Annotated in this window: 16 protein-coding genes; 13 read left to right on the plus strand and 3 right to left on the minus strand. The window is 65.4% G+C overall.

The window, feature by feature from the left end:
• The first annotated feature begins 312 nt into the window (after nt 1–312).
• The 10 genes from ABR323_RS11115 to ABR323_RS11160 all read left to right on the plus strand — a co-directional run bounded on the left by ABR323_RS11115 (nt 313) and on the right by ABR323_RS11160 (nt 10,640).
• The gene (locus ABR323_RS11115; RefSeq protein ID WP_005419771.1) at nt 313–606 is read left to right on the plus strand and encodes a LysM peptidoglycan-binding domain-containing protein; all 294 of its coding nucleotides are present in this window, start codon (nt 313–315) and stop codon (nt 604–606) included.
• A 44-nt stretch (nt 607–650) separates the two neighbouring features.
• A complete protein-coding gene (locus ABR323_RS11120; RefSeq protein ID WP_135275338.1) occupies nt 651–1,160 on the plus strand; it encodes a hypothetical protein in 510 nt (169 codons plus the stop codon).
• 133 nt (nt 1,161–1,293) lie between these two features.
• Nucleotides 1,294–2,163: an RHS repeat-associated core domain-containing protein gene (locus ABR323_RS11125; protein WP_439449329.1), complete on the plus strand. Its 870-nt coding sequence runs from the start codon at nt 1,294–1,296 to the stop codon at nt 2,161–2,163.
• A gap of 785 nt (nt 2,164–2,948) precedes the next feature.
• A complete protein-coding gene (locus ABR323_RS11130; protein ID WP_439449330.1) occupies nt 2,949–5,171 on the plus strand; it encodes an NADP-dependent isocitrate dehydrogenase in 2,223 nt (740 codons plus the stop codon).
• A 308-nt stretch (nt 5,172–5,479) separates the two neighbouring features.
• Entirely contained in the window at nt 5,480–6,451 is a 972-nt protein-coding gene (locus ABR323_RS11135; protein ID WP_439449331.1) for a hypothetical protein, read from the plus strand.
• A complete protein-coding gene (locus ABR323_RS11140) occupies nt 6,444–6,992 on the plus strand; it encodes a GTP-binding protein (protein ID WP_439449332.1) in 549 nt (182 codons plus the stop codon). The genes ABR323_RS11135 and ABR323_RS11140 overlap by 8 nt, the downstream gene beginning before the upstream one ends.
• A complete protein-coding gene (locus tag ABR323_RS11145; RefSeq protein WP_439449333.1) occupies nt 6,985–7,401 on the plus strand; it encodes a roadblock/LC7 domain-containing protein in 417 nt (138 codons plus the stop codon). The genes ABR323_RS11140 and ABR323_RS11145 overlap by 8 nt, the downstream gene beginning before the upstream one ends.
• A gap of 53 nt (nt 7,402–7,454) precedes the next feature.
• Entirely contained in the window at nt 7,455–7,814 is a 360-nt protein-coding gene (locus ABR323_RS11150; RefSeq protein ID WP_005419760.1) for a hypothetical protein, read from the plus strand.
• Between the two features lie 146 nt (nt 7,815–7,960).
• A complete protein-coding gene (gene aceK, locus ABR323_RS11155) occupies nt 7,961–9,691 on the plus strand; it encodes a bifunctional isocitrate dehydrogenase kinase/phosphatase (RefSeq protein ID WP_439449334.1) in 1,731 nt (576 codons plus the stop codon).
• Between the two features lie 61 nt (nt 9,692–9,752).
• Nucleotides 9,753–10,640: an energy transducer TonB gene (locus ABR323_RS11160; protein ID WP_439449335.1), complete on the plus strand. Its 888-nt coding sequence runs from the start codon at nt 9,753–9,755 to the stop codon at nt 10,638–10,640.
• Between the two features lie 34 nt (nt 10,641–10,674).
• Here ABR323_RS11160 and ABR323_RS11165 read toward each other — a convergent pair whose 3' ends face one another.
• Nucleotides 10,675–12,249 carry a sensor domain-containing diguanylate cyclase gene (locus ABR323_RS11165; protein WP_439449336.1) on the minus strand — a complete coding sequence of 525 codons (1,575 nt, stop codon included), beginning with the start codon at nt 12,247–12,249 and terminating at the stop codon, nt 10,675–10,677.
• A gap of 296 nt (nt 12,250–12,545) precedes the next feature.
• Between ABR323_RS11165 and ABR323_RS11170 the strand changes: the two genes are divergently transcribed.
• Entirely contained in the window at nt 12,546–13,613 is a 1,068-nt protein-coding gene (locus tag ABR323_RS11170; protein ID WP_439449337.1) for a hypothetical protein, read from the plus strand.
• Nucleotides 13,614–13,700: 87 nt separating this feature from the next.
• On the opposite strand, the gene rho is transcribed toward ABR323_RS11170, so the two are convergent.
• Together rho and trxA are read right to left on the minus strand one after the other, a co-directional pair.
• Complete coding sequence (gene rho, locus ABR323_RS11175; RefSeq protein ID WP_439449338.1) at nt 13,701–15,464, minus strand: transcription termination factor Rho; 1,764 nt, start codon at nt 15,462–15,464, stop codon at nt 13,701–13,703.
• Between the two features lie 232 nt (nt 15,465–15,696).
• A complete protein-coding gene (gene trxA / locus ABR323_RS11180) occupies nt 15,697–16,026 on the minus strand; it encodes a thioredoxin (RefSeq protein ID WP_005411275.1) in 330 nt (109 codons plus the stop codon).
• A 509-nt stretch (nt 16,027–16,535) separates the two neighbouring features.
• On the opposite strand from trxA, the gene rhlB reads away from it, so the two are divergent.
• Both rhlB and ftsE read left to right on the plus strand, forming a co-directional pair.
• Nucleotides 16,536–18,245 (plus strand): ATP-dependent RNA helicase RhlB, encoded by a 1,710-nt coding sequence (rhlB, locus tag ABR323_RS11185; protein ID WP_439449339.1) that lies wholly within the window; start codon nt 16,536–16,538, stop codon nt 18,243–18,245.
• A gap of 178 nt (nt 18,246–18,423) precedes the next feature.
• Nucleotides 18,424–19,110: a cell division ATP-binding protein FtsE gene (ftsE, locus tag ABR323_RS11190; RefSeq protein ID WP_019338976.1), complete on the plus strand. Its 687-nt coding sequence runs from the start codon at nt 18,424–18,426 to the stop codon at nt 19,108–19,110.
• Nucleotides 19,111–19,112: the final 2 nt, after the last annotated feature.

The following is a 19,112-nucleotide window of genomic DNA, read 5'->3' on the forward strand; positions in this document are numbered from 1 at the left end:
GGTTACGGGTAGTGCCGGCCGCTGGCCGGCAACCGCGTGGAACCCGCGTGCAGGCCAAGCCGGCCAGCGGCCGGCACTACCGTGGGGCCGCTCTGTCACGGGTAGCGCCGGGCCGCGCCCGGCGAGCGCAGCGGCCCTATCCAGAGCCGCCGGGCATGGCCCGACGCTACCGGTTCACCGGCAAGCCCCTCGGGCGCCTTGCGCCCCGATTGTTCAGCCGCCCCGGGGGGCGGCTTCACATCTGCACCATCCCCATTTAACAACCTCCATGGCACCGTGCGAACCACGTAGTCATGCAAACGGGAGTTGTGGATGAGTACCGAGAAGAAAGCCGATTTCTCCGGCGTCAGTGGCAGCGTCGACAGTACCGCCGAGCAGGTGCCGAAGGCAGACTTCTCTGGCGTCAGCGCTTCGGTGGACAGCACCGCAGACGTCGTCAGCGGCGGCACCTACACCGTGCAGAAGGGTGACTCGTTGTCGAAGATCGCCAAGCAGCATCTGGGCGACGCCAATGCCTGGAAGAAGATCTTCGAAGCCAACCGCGATGTGCTCGACGACCCGGACAAGATTTTCCCGGGCCAGACTCTGAAACTGCCGCCGAAGTAAACGGCGATCGAACGCCGTCCGACAATCCCTGGGAGGAACCCCGAATGATCAAGACCACCCCGCTTCAGACCGCCTTGATTGCAGCCCTGCTGGGCAGCGTTGCCCTGGTCGGTTGCAAGAAGAAGGAAGAGTCCACCGACACCAACGCCGCGCCCGCCGCAACCGCTCCGGCCGAGGCGGCACCGGCACCGATGACCGGCGCGCCGCCGCCGATGGCTGAGGCTGCTGCAGTCAGCGTCTCGGCGGTCACCGTCGGCAAGACCGCAGCCGCTGACAAGTCGGTTGCAACGGCGGCATTGTTCGCGCCGAAGGACGACGTCATCGTCTCGGTCAAGACTGACGGCGCTGCCAACAACGTCAACGTTGGCGCCAAGTTGACCTACCAGGACGGCCAGGTGGCTGGCGAACAGAACGCCACCCTGAACACCAGCGGTGCGGAAACCACCAACGTCACGTTCAAGAATGCAAAGGGCTGGCCGGCCGGCAAGTACCGCGCCGAGGTCACCGTCGATGGCAAGGCGGCTGGAACGCCGCAGGAGTTCGAGGTCAAGTAAGTCCTGCCGACTCTCTCCCGGCAGGGCTCACGATGGACGCAGCCGCGAGGCTGCGTCTTTTTTATTGGGCGATGCTCGATCAAGGGGGATCTCGGGTACGCTGAACGGAATACGGAAATGTGGGGGAGATGGGATGCTCAACTGGATCGTTCTCACGCTGGCAATGGCGTCGGCGGACGGTGAAATAGTCACCTATGTTCATACGGATGCACTTGGGAGTCCGGTGGCTATCACGGACTCAAACGGGAACGTGGTCGAGAGATTTGCATACGAACCTTATGGCTCTGTCGTTGGAACCACCGTAGCAGATGGTCCAGGTTACTCAGGCCACGTGTTTGATTCCACGACAGGTCTCAATTACATGCAGCAACGATACTACTCCCCCGATATCGGTGCTTTTCTCAGTGTAGATCCCGTCGCTGCCTATGGTGGGAAGTCTTCCCTCTTCAACAGGTACCGATACGCCAATAGCAGTCCTTACAACTTTGTTGATCCGGACGGTAGAGTTCCTGTTGTTACGCGGATGAAGGACGGTTCGGTGAAAGTCAGCTTCCCAACAAAGTTCTCAGGGGATGGTGCGACACCCAAGAACATAGCGACCTTCAAGGAGCAGGTGGCGTCAATGTCGGGAACCTATGATATTGGCGGGAAGGAGGCGCGCGTGACGGTCGAAGTAACTGACATTGATAAAAGTACTCCGCGGGCCGCCCGTAATGAAATAAAGCTTGTAAACGGCGAAACATCCCACCGCAGCGGACGGAGTTTCGCGGAGTTGGGCGGAAAGAAAGGCGAGATCAATGTCCTGGATAGATTTGACAAGGGCGTTATTCCTCATGAAGTGTCACATCTTGGCGGTGTGGGTGATCTCTATGACAAGACGACGGGGCTGCCAAATCCTGCACGTGGCGACGGAATCATGAATAGGGTTCCTGGTGTGGTTGACAGTCATGCCATCGGTGGAATTGTGGAGGGGGATTCGGCGGTTCAGAAACGGGAGCGTTGAGATGCTTGCACGCATTTTGGTTTTCTTCGCTTTCTTGTGCCCGCTCACTTCGTGGGCCCAGGCATCTAGTCTGTGGAGCTACAGTTGCGACCACTTCCTATACGGCGCCTGTCTGCGCGTGCCAGCAGGCATGTCCGTGACCTACGAGGCGCCTGTTGACTTCGGCGTGCACCGAGTCAAACGCGACGGTCGGGAAGTGGCCTTGATCTACGAGGGCGATGCACCTGAAAAGCCTGCGCCTGGAAGCACGCCGGATCTGCGTTTCACAGAGAGCGGATACGCCGTGTCGGGATACGCAAGGGCGGAAGGGCGTTCTACCCGGTACGACGTCTACGTTCGACCCGGATCGTCCGGCGCTGGTTCGCTGCACATTCGAGGCTCTGCAGCGACGGCTGATGAACTCGCCAACCTGGCCGCCGTCGTTGGGGGATTCCGCGTCTGCAACTTCCAGCAAAGCAAGCGCGCACAGACATTGACCTGTCCGAGGCGTGCCGAGTGGGGGCAGCCATTGTCGGAGTGGGTCATGCGTGCCTCCACGAGCGGGAAGTCGAACTAGCCATCAAGCCTCAGATTTCAGACCGGAAGCGAGCCAACGACGAAACACAGCGGTCCAGTACCACCGCGTATGGCGCGGCTTTGCCCCGCGCGGCTGAAAACGCGACAATGCAGGGGTTTCCCCGCCGCGCGCCCACCCTGACGGCGACGGGGGAAAGCGACACGGTTGCACGTGGCCCGGCGCTGGCGCCGGCCTTCCCCTGAGCACTGCTACAGAGTCCAAGTCCCCCATGTCCAAGATCCTCTACACGCTGACCGACGAAGCACCGTTCCTGGCCACCCAGTCGCTGCTGCCGATCGTTGGTGCCTACACCGCCACCGCAGGCATCGTGGTGGAAACCCGTGACATCTCCCTGTCCGGCCGCATCCTGTCGCTGTTCCCGGAACTGCTCAGCGACGCGCAGAAGGTCAGCGACGATCTGGCCGAGCTGGGCCAGCTGGCGACCACGCCGGACGCCAACATCATCAAGCTGCCGAACATCTCCGCCTCGGTGCCGCAGCTGAAGGCGGCCATCAAGGAACTGCAGGACCAGGGCTATCCGCTGCCGGATTACCCGGAAACCCCGGCCGACGACCAGCAGCGCGACTACAAGGCGCGCTACGACAAGGTCAAGGGCAGTGCGGTGAACCCGGTACTGCGCGAAGGCAATTCGGACCGCCGTGCGCCGCTGTCGGTGAAGAACTACGCGCGCAAGCACCCGCACCGCATGGGCGCCTGGGCGTCGGATTCGAAGTCGCACGTTTCGCACATGGCCGCGGGTGATTTCTACGGCAGCGAGAAGTCGGCCACCCTGGCCAGCGCCGGTGCGCTGAAGATCACCTTCCACGGCAAGGACGGCAGCACCGTCGTGCTGAAGGAAAAGACCGCGGTCAAGGCCGGCGAGATCGTCGATGCCGCCGTCATGAGCCGCAAGGCACTGGCCGCGTTCATTGGTGAGCAGATCGCCGATGCCAAGGCCCAGGGCGTGCTGTTCTCGCTGCATCTGAAGGCGACCATGATGAAGGTCTCCGACCCGATCATGTTCGGCGTGGCGGTCAACGAGTTCTACAAGGACGTGCTGGCCAAGCACGCCGACGTGCTGAAGCAGGTCGGTTTCGATGCCAACAACGGCATCGGTGACCTGGCTGCGCGCCTGCCGTCGCTGCCCGAAGCCACCCGCGCTGCGATCGAAGCCGATCTGGCGGCCGAATACGCACAGCGTCCGGGCGTGGCCATGGTCAACTCGGACAAGGGCATCACCAACCTGCACGTGCCGAGCGACGTGATCGTCGACGCCTCGATGCCGGCGATGATCCGCGACTCCGGCAAGATGTGGAATGCCGAAGGCACGCTGCAGGACACCAAGGCCGTCATTCCGGACCGCTGCTACGCCGGCGTGTACCAGGCCGTCATCGACGACTGCAAGGCGCACGGTGCGTTCAATCCGGCCACCATGGGCTCGGTGCCGAATGTCGGCCTGATGGCGCAGAAGGCCGAAGAGTACGGCTCGCACGACAAGACCTTCCAGATCGCTGCCGATGGCGTGGTCAAGGTCACCGATGACGCAGGCACCGTGGTCTTCGAGCATGCCGTGGAAGCCGGTGACATCTGGCGCATGTGCCAGACCAAGGACGCGCCGATCCAGGACTGGGTGAAGCTGGCTGTCGAACGCGCCCGTCTGAGCAGCACCCCGGCCGTGTTCTGGCTGGATGCCGCCCGCGCCCACGACGCGCAGGTCATCGCCAAGGTCGAGCAGTACCTGAAGGATCACAACACCAGCGGCCTGGACATCCGCATCCTGCCGCCGGTGGAAGCTACGGCCTTCTCGCTGGACCGCATCCGCAAGGGCGAGGACACCATCTCGGTGACCGGCAACGTGCTGCGCGATTACCTGACCGACCTGTTCCCGATCATGGAGCTGGGCACCAGCGCCAAGATGCTGTCGATCGTGCCGCTGATGGCCGGTGGTGGCCTGTTCGAGACCGGCGCCGGTGGTTCGGCCCCGAAGCACGTGCAGCAGTTCGTCGAAGAGGACTACCTGCGCTGGGATTCGCTGGGTGAGTTCCTGGCCCTGGCCGCGTCGCTGGAACACCTGGGCAACCGCTACGACAACGCCGCCGCCCGCGTGCTGGCCAAGGCGCTGGACGAGGCCAACGGCCAGTTCCTGGACAACGACAAGTCGCCGTCGCGCAAGCTGGGCGGCATCGACAACCGTGGCAGCCACTTCTACATCGCGCTGTACTGGGCCCAGGCTCTGGCCGCGCAGGACGAAGATGCTGCACTGAAGGCGCGCTTCGCCCCGCTGGCCAAGGCGCTGGCCGACAACGAGCAGAAGATCGTTGAAGAGCTGATCGCGGTGCAGGGCAAGGCCGTGGACATCGGTGGCTACTACCGTCCGGACGTGGCCAAGGCCAGCAAGGCGATGCGCCCGAGCGCGACCTTCAACGCCGCGCTGGAGCAGCTGCGCGGCTGATCCATCGCCGTTCGGCCGTGACTCTGGAACCCGCGCTTCGGCGCGGGTTTCTTTTTTGGGCAGGATTGCTGCCGCCCTTCATCCACGCATGGCGTGGATCTACTGGGGGCCAGAACCGTGACGTCCGCCGGCTGTCGGAATGCCGTCAAAGAGGCATGAAACTTGCCCGCGATGGCCGTCGCAGAACCGATAGGAGCGGGTCTGCAACCCCCCTCAATCTGAGCAGTCGATCACGACGGATGCCGCTGGCGATGTCCTAGCCTTGGCGACGCGAGGCCACCGGGGAGGTGGCCGCACGGGGAACACGGATGGCACGCGTGCTGGTAGTGGGAACCGACATCCAGGGCGAGCAGGCCCTGCTGCAGCGGCTGCGCGTGGCATCGGCCCTGCCGGATAGCCAGATCCGGCGCAGCCAGGACCTGGACGACTGCGACCTGCTGGTCATCCGCGATACGCCGGCACTGCGCAACGCGGCCCAGCGCATGCGCCAGCAACGCCCGCGCCTGCAGTGCTGGATCGAAGACCTCGGTGGCCAACTGCGTGATGGCGATGGACATCAGGACGTACTCGACGATGGCGCCATCGGCCGCGCGCTGCGAGGCATGCAAGTGGCACCGGAGGTTGTGGCAATGCCCCTGTCCATCCCTGCACCGATCCGCCTGGCCGATGGTGCGCACGCCATCACCCGCCTGCTGCGCGAGCGCCTGCCGCTGCGGCAGGGGCAGGCGTTGCTCAGCGATGCTGGCGAGCCCTTGCTGCTGATGGATCTGGAACATGACCAGGCGGTGCTGCTGCAGGAGCCAGCCGCTGCGCTGGTGGAGCGCTTGGCCGATGCCTTCGAGCGCCTGCAGCTGGACGCGCTGACATCGGCACGCCTGCAGGCCCTGACCTGCGAGCGGCCACGCCAGCCGTTGCGGCCACTGCTCTGGCAATGGGCGCAACGCAGCCGTCATTGGCAGGCACTGGATGAGCGCCTGCGCGGCGCTTCGGTAAAGCTGCTGCGCTGGCCCGACTTCCGCGTACTGGGCCACGACCATGATGGCTTCCGCCTGTGTTCGCTGCTGCTCAAGCGGGCCTGCACGGTGGATGAGTGCGCGATGCTGCTCGAGCTTCCGCCTGCGGCCGTGCGGGATTTCATTCATGCCGCCTACCTGTGCGGCTATGCGCAATTGCAGTCCGCGCCTGCCGCTTCGGTAACGTCGATGCGCAGCAACGGAAGCGATAGCGGCCTGCTGGCCCGTTTGTGGCGGCACCTGCGTGGGAGCGAGCGCGATGCGTGAGCACAAGGTGGTGGTGCTGGGCGGGATGGGCAGTGGCAAGTCGACCCTGGTGCGCAGCATCGCGGCCGGTGCGGTGATCGATACCGACGTTGCCAACAGTGACCGCGCGGGGGCGGACAAGGCCTCCACCACCGTCGCGTTGGACTACGCAGACATCGACCTGCCCAATGGCGAACGCCTGCGTCTCTATGGAACGCCTGGCCAGCAGCGCTTCGATTTCCTGTGGCCGATCCTGCTGCAGGGCGCGCGTGGCGCGGTGCTGCTGCTGGACGCGCGCCGTGCCGGGTTGGCCACCGAACTGGAGGACTACCTGCAGGTGCTGCAGCCGTTCGCATCGTCATTGGCGTTGGTGGTAGCGGTCACCCATCTCGACCAGGCGCCCGCCGCCGCGCTGGATGACTGGACCGAACGCGCCTGCCTTGACGACCAGCCCCTGCCACTGCTGGCGGTGGATGCCCGTGACCGCGAACAGGGACTGCTGCTGATGGATGTGCTGATGAGCGAAATGGAAGCGCACGCGTTGGTGGCCGCACATGGCTGACGGCCAGGTGGCGGTACTGCCTGATGCCGACCAGCGCGAACGCCTGCAGCCGTTGCTGCAGGACCTGCAGCAGCGGGTCGAAGGCGTGCGTACGGTGGTGCTGGCCAGCGTCGATGGTTTTGCCCTGGTCAGTGCCGGTGCCGAAGGGCGTGGTGAACGTTTGGCGGCGATGACCAGCGCGATGCTGGCGCTGGCCGCGGCGGTGGGACGCGAACTGGTGCTGGGCGATCTGCAGACGCTGATGCTGGAGGCGGTTGGCGGCAAGGTGCTGATGCTGGCGATCCAGGCCGAAGGCCGCGCACCACTGCTGCTGATGGCGGCCTGCGACCAGCGCAGCGTGATCGGCCAGGTGCTGTGGCAGAGCAGGGAATGTGGCCAGGCGATCCTGGCAGAACTCGGCGGATCGTGAGCCCGGCCGCAGGGGAACGAGGGGCTCGAACCAACATCGACAAGGGGTGCGACGTGGCTGGATTGAATGAATCGTTGAACGCATTGATGGGCATCGACGGCGCGCAGGCAGTGGCGCTGGTCGACTACGAAAGCGGAATGCTGCTGGGCGAGGCCGGTGCCGGCATGGACATGGAGGTGGCCGCCGCCGGCAATACCGAAGTGATCCGCGCCAAGATGAAGACCGCTGCCTCGCTCAACCTCAACGACAGCATCGAGGACATCCTGATCTCGCTGGGCAAGGCGTACCACATCATGCGCCCGGTCGCGAAGAAGAAGGGCCTGTTCTTCTACATCGTGCTGGACCGTACCAAGTCCAACCTGGCGCTGGCCCGGCGCAAGGTGCAGGACGTGGAGGCCGAACTGGCGATCTGAGCCGGTAGTGCCGGCCGCTGGCCGGCATCTGCATCGATCCATCGACGGTCCAGGTGCTGCCGGCCAGCGGCCGGCACTACCTTCGCGCTCGACGCCATCGCACACGCCAGCGTATGGTGAAGCCGGTCCTTCCGGGTGAGCCCTGCATGTCCGAGTCTGTCATCGCAACCGAACTGGCGCCGCACATCGCCAGCGCCATCCGCGATGGTTTCGAGGATTACCACACCCGCTTCGCGGCGATCACTGCGCGCGCGCGCCTGCGTTTCGAGCAGCGCGACTGGGCTGGTGCCCGCCAGGATTCAGTCGAGCGCATCGCCCTGTACGACCTGTGCATTGCCGAGCAGATGGATGCGTTGCGTCGCCTCGCCGGTGACGTGATCGGCGAGCGCGCGCTGTGGCTGCAGGTACACGCCCGCTACAGCGCGCTGCTGCAGAGCCTGATCGACGCCGAGCTGTACAAGACCTTCTACAACACGCTGTCGCGGCGGCTGTTCGCCACCCGGGGCGTGGACCCGGCACTGGAATTCATCGCCTTCGACATCGAGCCCTCCGATGCAATCACCCATCCTGTCGCGCGGCATACCTATGCGGTCTCGCCGACGCGGCCGGTAGAGGCGCTGCAGCGGGTGCTGGCTGACTACCGCTTCGATATTCCCTACGCGCACCAGCTGCGCTGCGCGGCGGCCATCGCCGTACGCCTGCAGGATGACCTCGCGCACTGGGGCGACACGCCGGTGCGCAGCATTGAGCTGCTGGATACCGTGTTCTACCGCGAGCGCCGCGCCTATCTGGTCGGCCGCGTGTTCGGCGAGCATCGCTTTTCGCCGTGCGTGATCGCCCTGGTCAACGACGAGCGTGGCCTGCGTGCCGACGCAGTGCTGACCCGGCGCCGCGATGTTGCCCATCTGTTTGGCGTGTCGCGCAGCTACTTCCAGGCCGATCTGGGTACGGTGGGCGATGCCGTAGTGTTTCTGCGCAGCCTGCTGCCGGGCAAGCCCATCGATGAGATCTATACCGTGCTGGGCCGGGCCAAGCAGGGCAAGACCGAACGCTACCGCACCTTCTTCCGCCACTTCAACGAGCACTCACAGGAGCGCCTGGTGCATGCCGAGGGCACGCCGGGCATGGTCATGGCGGTGTTTACCCTGCCCAGCTACCCATTGGTGTTCAAGCTGATCCGCGATCGCTTCGCCTGGCCAAAGGCAATGTCGAGGCTGCAGGTGGAAGAGAAGTACGCGCTGGTGTTCAACCTTGATCGCGTTGGTCGGCTGCTCGATGCACAGCCGTATCGCCACCTGCGTTTTCCGCGCGAACGTTTCGCACCGGCGTTGCTGGACGAGCTGCTGCAGCAGTGCGCACAGAGCGTACGCATCGATGGCGACGAGGTCGAAATCGCGCTGTGCTATGTGCAGCGTCGCTTCCGCCCGTTGAACCTGTACCTGCGCGAGCAGGGCGGGGATGCGGTGCGCGCGGCGGTGCTCGACTATGCGCAGGCAATCACTGACATGGCGCGCAACAACATCTTCCCCGGCGACATGCTGCCAAAGAACTTCGGCGTCTCGCGGCACGGCCGCGCCGTGTTCTACGACTACGACGAGCTGTGCCTGGTCAGTGACTGCGTGTTCCGTGCCTGGCCGCAGCCGCGCACGCCGGAAGAGGCGATGGCCGACGAGCCCTGGTTCCATGTAGGGCCGCGCGACGTGTTTCCCGAGCGCTTCGGCCCGTTCATGGGCCTGCCGGCCGTAGAACTGGCAGCGGTACGCGAGCACTACCGGCACCTGTTCGACCCGGCCTGGTGGCAGGGCCTGCAGGAACGCTTCGCCCACGGTGACTATCCGGATACGCCGCCCTATGCGGGCGCACACCGGCTGGCCTGAGCCGACTGTCATGGGTGCTGGGACTGAGGTACGCTCGCCGCTCATCACCAAGGATCCGGCAATGATGCGTTCCCCCCTGTTTCTCGCTCTCGCGCTGGCTGTAGGTGCCGGCGCCCCGCTGCTTGCCGGCGATGCCACTGCGCAGACCTCGCGTGCCGTACGCGCCACCACCGAACTGAGCATGACCCTGACCGGTCGGGTCGAGGTCACTGCAGAGGGCGCGGTCAGCAATCTGGTGCTCGATCAGAAATCGATCATGGGCTCGACGGTGGCATCCTTCGTCGAACGCACCATTCATCTCTGGCGCTTCGAGCCGACGCTGGTCGATGGCAAGGCAGTGGCCACCCAGGCACCGTTTCGGGTGCGCCTGCGCGGCAGGTCGACGGGCAACGGCGACTACGAAGTCAGCATGACCAACGTGGACTTCAGCGAATACGACCCCAAGGCCACCGACTCGGTGACTGCAAAGCGAATGACTGCGCCACGCTATCCGGACGAGGCGATCAGGGTAGGGGGTCAGGGTGATGTGCTGCTGCTGATCAAGGTCGCCCGTGACGGTACGGTTGCCGACGTCATTGCCGAGCAGGTCAACATGACCGTGGCCGGCCCGGAGCGGACCATGGTCAAGCTGCGCGAAGTCCTGGCCAAGGCCAGCATCAGCAACGCGCGCAAGTGGACGTTCAATCCTCCGACCAGTGGCGAGGACCTGACCAGGGAATCCTGGACCGTACGCGTACCGGTGAGCTTTGCGTTCTCGGATGATCGCAATGCCGCAGTCGAGCGCAATGGGCGCTGGCGTGCATTCATTCCGGGCCCGCGGCAGCGTGCGCCTTGGATCACCGATGATGCCGCGGTAACCAGCGGCGACCTGTTGCCGGAGGGTGGGGTGTACATGGTCGACGCTGCCAAGCGCGGCCTGCGCCTGTTGACCCCGCTGGAACAGGGCTGAGAGCGATGACGGAGCCGGGCCAACCGGCTCCGCGTCAGTCGGCGTACGGGTACACCACCACCCGGTTGCGTCCCTGTTCCTTGGCCAGGTAGAGCGCCTTGTCGGCCAGCCTCAGCGCCTGCTCGGTGTCGACATGGAAGCTGGGGAAATGTGCCACGCCCATCGATACGGTGATGGTCCCGACCGGTTCGAACGGATGGTCGGCGATGTGCTGGCGCAGTCGCTCGCCAGCCTGCCGTGCCGATTCGGTGCCGATGCCCGGCAGCAGCAACAGGAATTCCTCGCCACCAGCGCGGCAGAGGATGTCGCTGTCGCGCGAGTAGCGACGCATCTGGTCGGCGATGTGGACGATGGCGGCGTCACCGACGTCATGACCATGGCCGTCGTTGATTGCCTTGAAGCGATCGATGTCCAGCGCCAGGATCGCGAACGGAATGCCCTGCACCTGCAGCGCCTCCAGCGCCTGCTGCAGGCCGCGGCGGTTGAGCAGGCCGGTCAGCGGATCGGTACGGCTGGCACGGTTGAGCGTGCCGATGCGGTCCTGCAGCGCGTTGAAACTGTGCAGTACCGCCTGCTTGAGCTGCGCGACCTCGAAGTACCAGGCGCGGATGCCGCTGACGTGATTGATCGCGTTGCCGGTGTCCTCGCCACCCTGCACGTTGCGCGCCAACTGCCACAGCGGCAGCGAGATACGGCGTGCAAACCACCAGGTGACCAGCAGCGACAGCAGTCCCAGCGGGATCGCGTTCCAGATCACCGCGGTCATCAACCGCGACAGCGGCTGCAGGGTGGATTCGGTCGGGCGCTGGGCGATGATGCCCCAGCCGGTGGCCGCCACCGGCGCATAGCCGGCCAGCATCGACACCCCGCGGTTGTTGCGCACTTGTTGTGCACCGTGTTCGCCGCGTACCACCGCCTTTACCGCCGGGTTGCCGACCACATAGTCGCCCACGCGCTTTCCATCGGCGTGATACAGCAGGCGGCCATGGCGGTCGACCACGTACAGATAGGAACCGTCGCGGTAGTAGTGCTTGCCCAGCAGCGTGTGCAGCGCGCTGCGCTGGCGCAGGTACAGGGTGCCGCTTACATAGCCGCGATAGTGGCCCTGGCGGTCGAAGATCGGGTGCGACAGCGACACCAGCAGCTTGCCGGTGGCTGACTGGTACGGGTCGCTGATCATTGGCTGGCGCGCCGCCAGTGCGGCGTTGTTGCCCACGCTGTGCAGTACCTCGCCCTGCAGCTGCAGGGTCTGTGGCGAGGTGGCAACCACCAGGCCGTCGGCGTCCACCACCAGTGATGAGTTGAAGCTGTTGGTCTGCAGTTGCAGGCGGCTGGCTTCGTCCTGGGCCTGCTTCGGGTCAAGATCGCCCTGGCCGAGGCGGGTGGCGGCATAGGCCAGCTCCTGTTGCGCGGCCAGCAGGAAGTTCTGGGTGGTCTCGGCCAGCTTGGTGGCATAGACGCGGTTGGCTTCCAGGGTGTTGCCGACCAGCTGGTCGCGCTGCACCCGGTAACTGGCCAGCAGCGTGTTGGCCAGGGCGATGATGGCGCTGAGCAGGGCCAGGGCGAGGATCAGCTTGCCCAGGTTGAGGCGGGGAGACAGCGTTCGCATGCGTCGACGGATCCGGCAGGAGGCTGGACCCGACCGGTTCTCCGGAAGGGGCGACAGCGGGAATCGGTGGCCATGCCGGCATGGCCGGGCAGGGGGCTGGCGGATTATCGCCAAAAGTCGGCAGCGGCGAAGTGAAGTGGGTCGCCCTGCAGGCAAAAAAAAACCTGCCGCAGCGAGCTCGGTGCCAGGACGCGTGGGCGCAGGGCCAGTCTGGCTGGTCAAGGAAATCTACAACTATTCGCATGGTACCTGCCCTCGGGAACTGAAAGCATGGTGCGTTTGGAGGATGCACGTTCATGCGATATCTGCTGCAGAGCTTGAGAGTTCTTCCTTGTGCAACCCATCGAAGCCACTTTGTCGAATCCCATCTTTCGCGGGTTCGCATGCACCTGAATGCCGGTGACCACGCTTCGGCCGAGGCCGTGATGGCGGGGGTGCCGGCTGAAACCCATGAGCACCTTGTCTGGCGCCTGTCGGTGGAACGCCGGGTTGGTCGATGGATCAAGACGTGGACGCAGGCGTTGCCACAGTCCTCTCATCCTCTATTGGTTTCTGCATATGCGGACATCAACAAGGCATGGGCAGTCCGCGGTGAGAGTTACGCAGCGGATATCCCGATGTTGCGGCGACGCAGATACCCCGGGATCATGATGCAGGCATATCGGAAGCTCTCGGACATCGTGGCCCAGGAGCCTGGCAATGCAATGGCGCTGGCTGGCCTGATTCACTGCAACGTCGTGGTCGGCGCAGGTGACGGAAACAGGGAGGAATGGCTCGATGCGGCGATGGCGGCCGAGCCGTTCCATTGCCCATCGATCGTGCAGTATGCGAGAGGGACATGGCAGCGCTGGGGAGGCAAGCCCGATGATCACTTTCGATTTGCCGATTGGGTGGTTGAGAACGCGCCCGTTGGCAGCTGCTCGCACATTGTGGCTGCACAAGCGGTGCTGGATGACGCCCTGACCGCGGCAGACAGCTTCAGCACGATGCGAGGGATCTCCCGCCATCTCGGAAACGAGGAAGCCGCTGCGTGGCTACGCCGCGCAATACTGAAATGGGCCGATGCCACGCCCGAATCCCTGGAGTGTCGTCTGCAGGACATTGCATCCCTTCATGGCGAGAGCTATCACGGGGTCTGCATGGAGACATTTGCTTTTGCGGCGTACTTCGCGGGTGCGAAGGACGAGGCCCGCCAGCTGCTGATCGCATTGAGGGGGCGATTGCAGGCTGATGTATGGGAGATGCTCTTGCCCTCCATTCCCGGCTGGCTGGCTGCCGTTGGCCTCGGGCATCGGGCGGCGCACCTGGCGCATGATCGCATCTGTCGTGATCTGGGGTTGGACCCGAGGCAGATCTGCCGATAGCTCCATGGCGCCCATGAACGGCAGCGATGGTCCCAATGAAGAGGCCCCGCATGGCGGGGCCTCTTCTCATTCCATCAATGCCGTGGATCAGCGCTTCATCGAACCGAAGAACTCGTCGTTGGACTTGGTGTTCTTCATCTTGTCGAGCAGGAATTCCATCGCCGTCATCTCATCCATCGGATGCAGCAGCTTGCGCAGGATCCAGATCTTCTGCAGCAGCTCCGGCTCGATCAACAGGTCTTCGCGGCGGGTGCCGGAACGATTGATGTCGATCGCCGGGAACACGCGCTTTTCAGCGATGCGGCGGCTCAGGTGCACTTCGCTGTTGCCGGTGCCCTTGAACTCTTCGTAGATCACCTCGTCCATCTTCGAGCCGGTGTCGACCAGCGCGGTGGCGATGATGGTCAGGCTGCCGCCTTCTTCCACGTTGCGCGCGGCACCGAAGAAGCGCTTCGGACGATGCAGCGCGTTGGCGTCCACACCACCGGTCAGCACCTTGCCCGAGCTCGGCACCACGTTGTTGTAGGCGCGGGCCAGGCGGGTGATCGAATCGAGCAGGATCACCACATCCTTCTTGTGCTCGACCAGGCGCTTGGCGCGCTCGATGACCATTTCGGCCACCTGCACGTGGCGCGCGGCCGGTTCGTCGAAGGTCGAGCTGATGACTTCGCCGCGCACGGTGCGCTGCATTTCGGTCACTTCTTCCGGGCGCTCATCGATCAACAGCACGATCAGGTGCACGTCCGGATGGTTGGTGGTGATGGCAGTGGCGACCTGCTGCATCATCATCGTCTTGCCGGCCTTCGGCTGCGACACGATGAGCGAGCGCTGGCCCTTGCCCTGCGGAGCCATCAGGTCGAGGATGCGGCCGGTGATGTCTTCCGACGAACCGTTGCCACGCTCCAGGGTGAAGCGGCGGCGCGGGAACAGCGCGGTCAGGTTCTCGAACAGCACCTTGTTCTTCGACGCTTCCAGCGGCTCACCGTTGATGGTGTCCACGATCGACAGCGCGAAGTAGCGCTCGCCATCCTTGGGGAAACGGATGCGGCCGGACAGGTGGTCGCCGGTACGCAGGTTGAAGCGGCGGATCTGGCTGGGCGAGATGTAGGTGTCGTCCGGGCCGGCCAGGTAGCTGGCTTCGGCCGCGCGCAGGAAGCCGAAGCCGTCGGGCAGGATTTCCAGCACGCCGTCGGCGGCAACGCCGTCACCATGGCGGGTCAGCACCTTCAGCAGGGCGAAGATCACGTCCTGCTTGCGCGCGCGCGCCACGCCTTCGGAGATCTGCAGCTGTTCGGCGATTTCCAGCAGCTTCTGTGCCGGCATGCGCTTGAGGTCGCTCAGCGAGTAGACCGGGAAACCTTCCGGCACACTGGCATGCGGGCGCGGCACGAAGGGCTGCTGCTCGCCGTTGTCGTTGGGCATGCCGTCATCACGGAAGCGACCACCACCGCCACCGCCGCCGCCGCCGCCATTGCGGTCGCGATCACGGCGGTTGCGGAAACGATCGCGGCGATTGCCTTGACCCTGACCCTGGCCTTGCTGGTTCTGGTTGTACGGGTTCTGGTTCTGGCCAGCGCCCTGGTTGTTCTGCTGCCGCGGCTGGCCGGATTCGCGGCCCTCACCACCGTCACCGCCGCCACTGCTGGCAGGGGCATCGGGGGCGGGCGCGCTCGGTGCAGGTGCGGCCGGTGCCGGCGCTTCGGGCGCGGCCGCCAGCGGCAGGGCGGGTTGCGCCGGTGCGGCGCTGGTTTCGGCGGCTGCCGGAGCGGCAGCCTTGGCTACGCGGGGCTTGCGCACGCGCTTTTCGGCGGGCGCTTCGGCGCTGCCGGTTTCGGGAGTGTTATCGGACAAGAGCGTTATTCCTCGCTTGAAGGTGCGAGCGCCCGGCTGGGGCGGCGAACGTTGGGAATGGGTCTGGAAGAAACTGCGTCCAGAGGGTGCGGCACGCGAACGCGGCCGGATATGCCGACACTATCATCGGCCTGCGGCGCCGTGCAAGGGCCACCGGGAACTGCATTCATGCTGGCGCGGTATGCGCCCACCGGCAGCCGCGTATGGCGGCCGCCGGTGATGTCACGCAGGATCAGGCCAGGGCCTTGTCCAGCAGGCCGGCCAGCTGGGCCTTGCCCACCGCGCCGATCTGCTCGCCGACCTTCTCGCCGTCCTTGAACACCACCAGGTACGGGATCGAGCGCACGTGGTACTTGGCGGCCAGCGCACGGTTGTGGTCGACGTTGACCTTGGCGATCTTGGCGCGGCCCTGGTAGGCATCGGCCAGTTCGTCCAGCGCCGGGGCGATCATCTTGCACGGGCCACACCACTCGGCCCAGAAATCGACCAGCACCGGTTCCTTGGAATTCAGCACTGCGCTATCAAAGTCGGCGTCGCCGACATGTACAACCTTGTCGCTCATCTTGGTTTCTCGTCTTGGATTGCACCCGGCCATGCCGGAGGTGGGTGAACTGGGCCATGCCCGGTGGCGCGACCCTCGTCGTTGCCTCGCAGCGCACTGCTGCGGTGCGTTCGGCGGGATGCCTGGACGCTCACGGCCGGCAGTGTACCCCTATCGCAGGGCAGGGACAGGCGCCGGCTGGAACCCAGCGTATCGTGATCGCTTCGATGCCCGGTATGTGTCGGATTTCACTGTCTTCCTTTAGATGGGGCTGGCAGTGGCGGACCCCAGCGCACCCCATCGGGCCGTTCAAGTACGGTGTGGCTGGGTGAAGGGGGCGTCTCTTGACTTTGTGAGACGGATCATTCCGGTTTGCCGGCCCGAGTGCGTTAAACTGGGGCATTGTGCGGCGTGCGGACCCGGTGGTCCCAGCCTGCCAACCCGCCGCAGGGGCCGCAGTTTGCGACGGTGCCCCTAGACGATGAAGTGCCAGCCGCCCCACGGGCCGGCGGCCATACCAAGACGGACTCATGAGCGACAAACCGCTGACCGATTTGACCTTTTCCTCCTTCGAGCTGCATCCGGCCCTGCAGGCTGGTCTTGAAGGAGCTGGATTCACCCGCTGCACCCCGATCCAGGCGCTGACTCTGCCGGTCGCGCTGCCCGGTGGTGATGTTGCCGGCCAGGCGCAGACCGGTACCGGCAAGACCCTGGCCTTCCTGGTCGCCGTCGTGAACCGCCTGCTGACGCGTCCGGCCCTGGCCGATCGCAAGCCGGAGGACCCGCGCGCCCTGATCCTGGCCCCGACCCGCGAACTGGCCATCCAGATCCACAAGGATGCGGTGAAGTTCGGTTCCGACCTGGGCCTGCGTTTCGCCCTGGTCTACGGCGGCGTGGATTACGACAAGCAGCGCGAACTGCTGCAGCAGGGCGTGGACGTGATCATCGCCACCCCGGGCCGCCTGATCGACTACGTCAAGCAGCACAAGGTGGTTTCGCTGCATGCCTGCGAGATCTGCGTGCTGGACGAAGCCGACCGCATGTTCGACCTGGGCTTCATCAAGGACATCCGCTTCCTGCTGCGCCGCATGCCCGAGCGCACCACCCGCCAGACCCTGCTGTTCAGTGCCACCCTCAGCCACCGCGTGCTGGAGCTGGCCTATGAGCACATGAACGAACCGCAGAAGCTGGTGGTTGAAGCCGAGACCATCACCGCCGCGCGCGTGCGCCAGCGCATCTACTTCCCGGCTGACGACGAGAAGATCCCGCTGCTGCTGGGCCTGCTGTCGCGCAGCGAAGGCGCGCGCACCATGGTCTTCGTCAACACCAAGGTGTTCGTCGAGCGCGTCGCCCGTTCGCTGGAAAAGGCCGGCTACCGCGTCGGCGTGCTGTCCGGCGACGTGCCGCAGAAGAAGCGCGAGAGCCTGCTCAACCGCTTCCAGAAGGGCCAGCTGGAAATCCTGGTAGCGACCGACGTGGCCGCCCGCGGCCTGCACATCGACGGCATCAAGTACGTCTACAACTACGACCTGCCGTTCGACGCCGAAGACTACGTGCACCGCATCGGCCGCACCGCGCGCCTGGGCGAAGAGGGTGATGCGATCAGCTTCGCCTGCGAGCGCTACGCGATGGGTCTGCCGGATATCGAGGCGTACATCGAACAGAAGATTCCGTCCGAGCCGGTCACCAAGGAACTGATGACCGCGCTGCCGCGTCCGGAACGCCCGGCCCCGGCCGCAGGTGAGGAAGGCGAGGAGAACGAAAGCGTCGGCCAGATCTTCCGTGAAGCGCGCGAAGCCCGTGCCGCCGAGGAAGAGCGTCGTGGCGGTGGCCGCAGTGGCGGCCGCTCCGGCGGTGGTGGTGGCCGTGGTGGTCGCGACGGTGAGCGCAGCGGTGAGCGCCGCCCGCGTGGCCCGCGCAAGCCGCGCGTGGAAGGCGAGCAGGGCGCTGCCGCCCCGGCCGCCGAAGGCGCCGTGGCTCAGGCACCGCGCCCGCCGCGTGCTGAAGGTGCACCGGAAGGTGCGGTGGACGGCGAGCACAAAACGCGCAAGCGCCGTCGTCGTCGCCACGGCCGTCCGGTCGAAGGTGCCGAGGGCGTGCAGGCCAATGCCGGCAATGGTGCCAGCCCGGTCACCCCGGTGCAGGTGGTGGCCAAGCCGGTGCGCACCGCCGCCGATACCGGCGATTCGTTCCTGACCCGCATCGGCCGCAAGATCCGCCGGATGCTGTCGGGCAACTGATCGGCGCTGCCGATCAGCAGGTAGCGCCCGACCGTTGGTCGGGCGGCCTTGAGAGGTGTGCCGACCAATGGTCGGCACCCACCTTGGCCGGCAACCCACGAGCTGCCGGCCAGCGGCCGGCACTACCGATCAGCGCGACCGTCTCCACGCCGTCGCGCCGGTCCTGCATAATCGGGGCATGAGTGTCCTGCGCTTCGACAATGTCAGCAAACAGTACGCCGGTGGCCACGAGGCGCTGACCGATGTCAGCTTCGAGGTCGCGCCGGGCGAGATGCTGTTCGTCACCGGCCATTCCGGTGCGGGCAAGAGCACCCTGCTCAAGTTGATCCACCTCGACGAGCGGCCCAGCCGCGGCGCGGTGGTGTTCGACGAACGCAACCTGCTGAAGGTGCGCGGTGGCGACGTGCCCCGCCACCGGCGCGCGGTGGGGGCGGTCTACCAGGACCACCGCCTGCTGATGGATCGCTCGATTGCCGAGAACGTGGCACTGCCACTGATCCTGCGCGGCACCCGCCGTGGCGACATCAACAAGCGTGTGCGCTCGGTGCTTGAGCGCATGGGCCTGGGCCATCGCGAGAAGGCGCTGCCCTCGCAGTTGTCGGCCGGCGAGCAGCAGCGCGTCGGCATCGCCCGCGCCATCGTCGGCGAACCCAAGCTGCTGGTGGCCGACGAACCCACCGGCAACCTCGACCCGACCCTGGCGGCGGAGATCATGGCCCTGTTCGCCGAACTGCCCGCGCGCGGCACCAGTGTGCTGGTGGTCAGCCACGACCTGCCGCTGCTGCGCCGCATGCGCAAGCGCGTGCTGATCCTTGACCACGGCCGGCTGGTGGATGACATCTCGCCGCAGGACCTGGCGGAGTAACC

This window comes from Stenotrophomonas sp. ATs4 (assembly GCF_051861585.1).
Lineage (GTDB): Bacteria > Pseudomonadota > Gammaproteobacteria > Xanthomonadales > Xanthomonadaceae > Stenotrophomonas > Stenotrophomonas maltophilia_AS.

Bases quoted from the DNA above. Each gene is read 5' to 3' on its own strand.
- ABR323_RS11115 (WP_005419771.1), top strand. From the start codon at position 313: ATGAGTACCGAGAAGAAAGCCGATTTCTCCGGCGTCAGTGGCAGCGTC.
- ABR323_RS11120 (WP_135275338.1), top strand. From the start codon at position 651: ATGATCAAGACCACCCCGCTTCAGACCGCCTTGATTGCAGCCCTGCTG.
- ABR323_RS11125 (WP_439449329.1), top strand. From the start codon at position 1,294: ATGCTCAACTGGATCGTTCTCACGCTGGCAATGGCGTCGGCGGACGGT.
- ABR323_RS11130 (WP_439449330.1), top strand. From the start codon at position 2,949: ATGTCCAAGATCCTCTACACGCTGACCGACGAAGCACCGTTCCTGGCC.
- ABR323_RS11135 (WP_439449331.1), top strand. From the start codon at position 5,480: ATGGCACGCGTGCTGGTAGTGGGAACCGACATCCAGGGCGAGCAGGCC.
- ABR323_RS11140 (WP_439449332.1), top strand. From the start codon at position 6,444: ATGCGTGAGCACAAGGTGGTGGTGCTGGGCGGGATGGGCAGTGGCAAG.
- ABR323_RS11145 (WP_439449333.1), top strand. From the start codon at position 6,985: ATGGCTGACGGCCAGGTGGCGGTACTGCCTGATGCCGACCAGCGCGAA.
- aceK (WP_439449334.1), top strand. From the start codon at position 7,961: ATGTCCGAGTCTGTCATCGCAACCGAACTGGCGCCGCACATCGCCAGC.
- ABR323_RS11160 (WP_439449335.1), top strand. From the start codon at position 9,753: ATGATGCGTTCCCCCCTGTTTCTCGCTCTCGCGCTGGCTGTAGGTGCC.
- ABR323_RS11165 (WP_439449336.1), bottom strand. From the start codon at position 12,249: ATGCGAACGCTGTCTCCCCGCCTCAACCTGGGCAAGCTGATCCTCGCC.
- ABR323_RS11170 (WP_439449337.1), top strand. From the start codon at position 12,546: ATGCGATATCTGCTGCAGAGCTTGAGAGTTCTTCCTTGTGCAACCCAT.
- trxA (WP_005411275.1), bottom strand. From the start codon at position 16,026: ATGAGCGACAAGGTTGTACATGTCGGCGACGCCGACTTTGATAGCGCA.
- rhlB (WP_439449339.1), top strand. From the start codon at position 16,536: ATGAGCGACAAACCGCTGACCGATTTGACCTTTTCCTCCTTCGAGCTG.
- ftsE (WP_019338976.1), top strand. From the start codon at position 18,424: ATGAGTGTCCTGCGCTTCGACAATGTCAGCAAACAGTACGCCGGTGGC.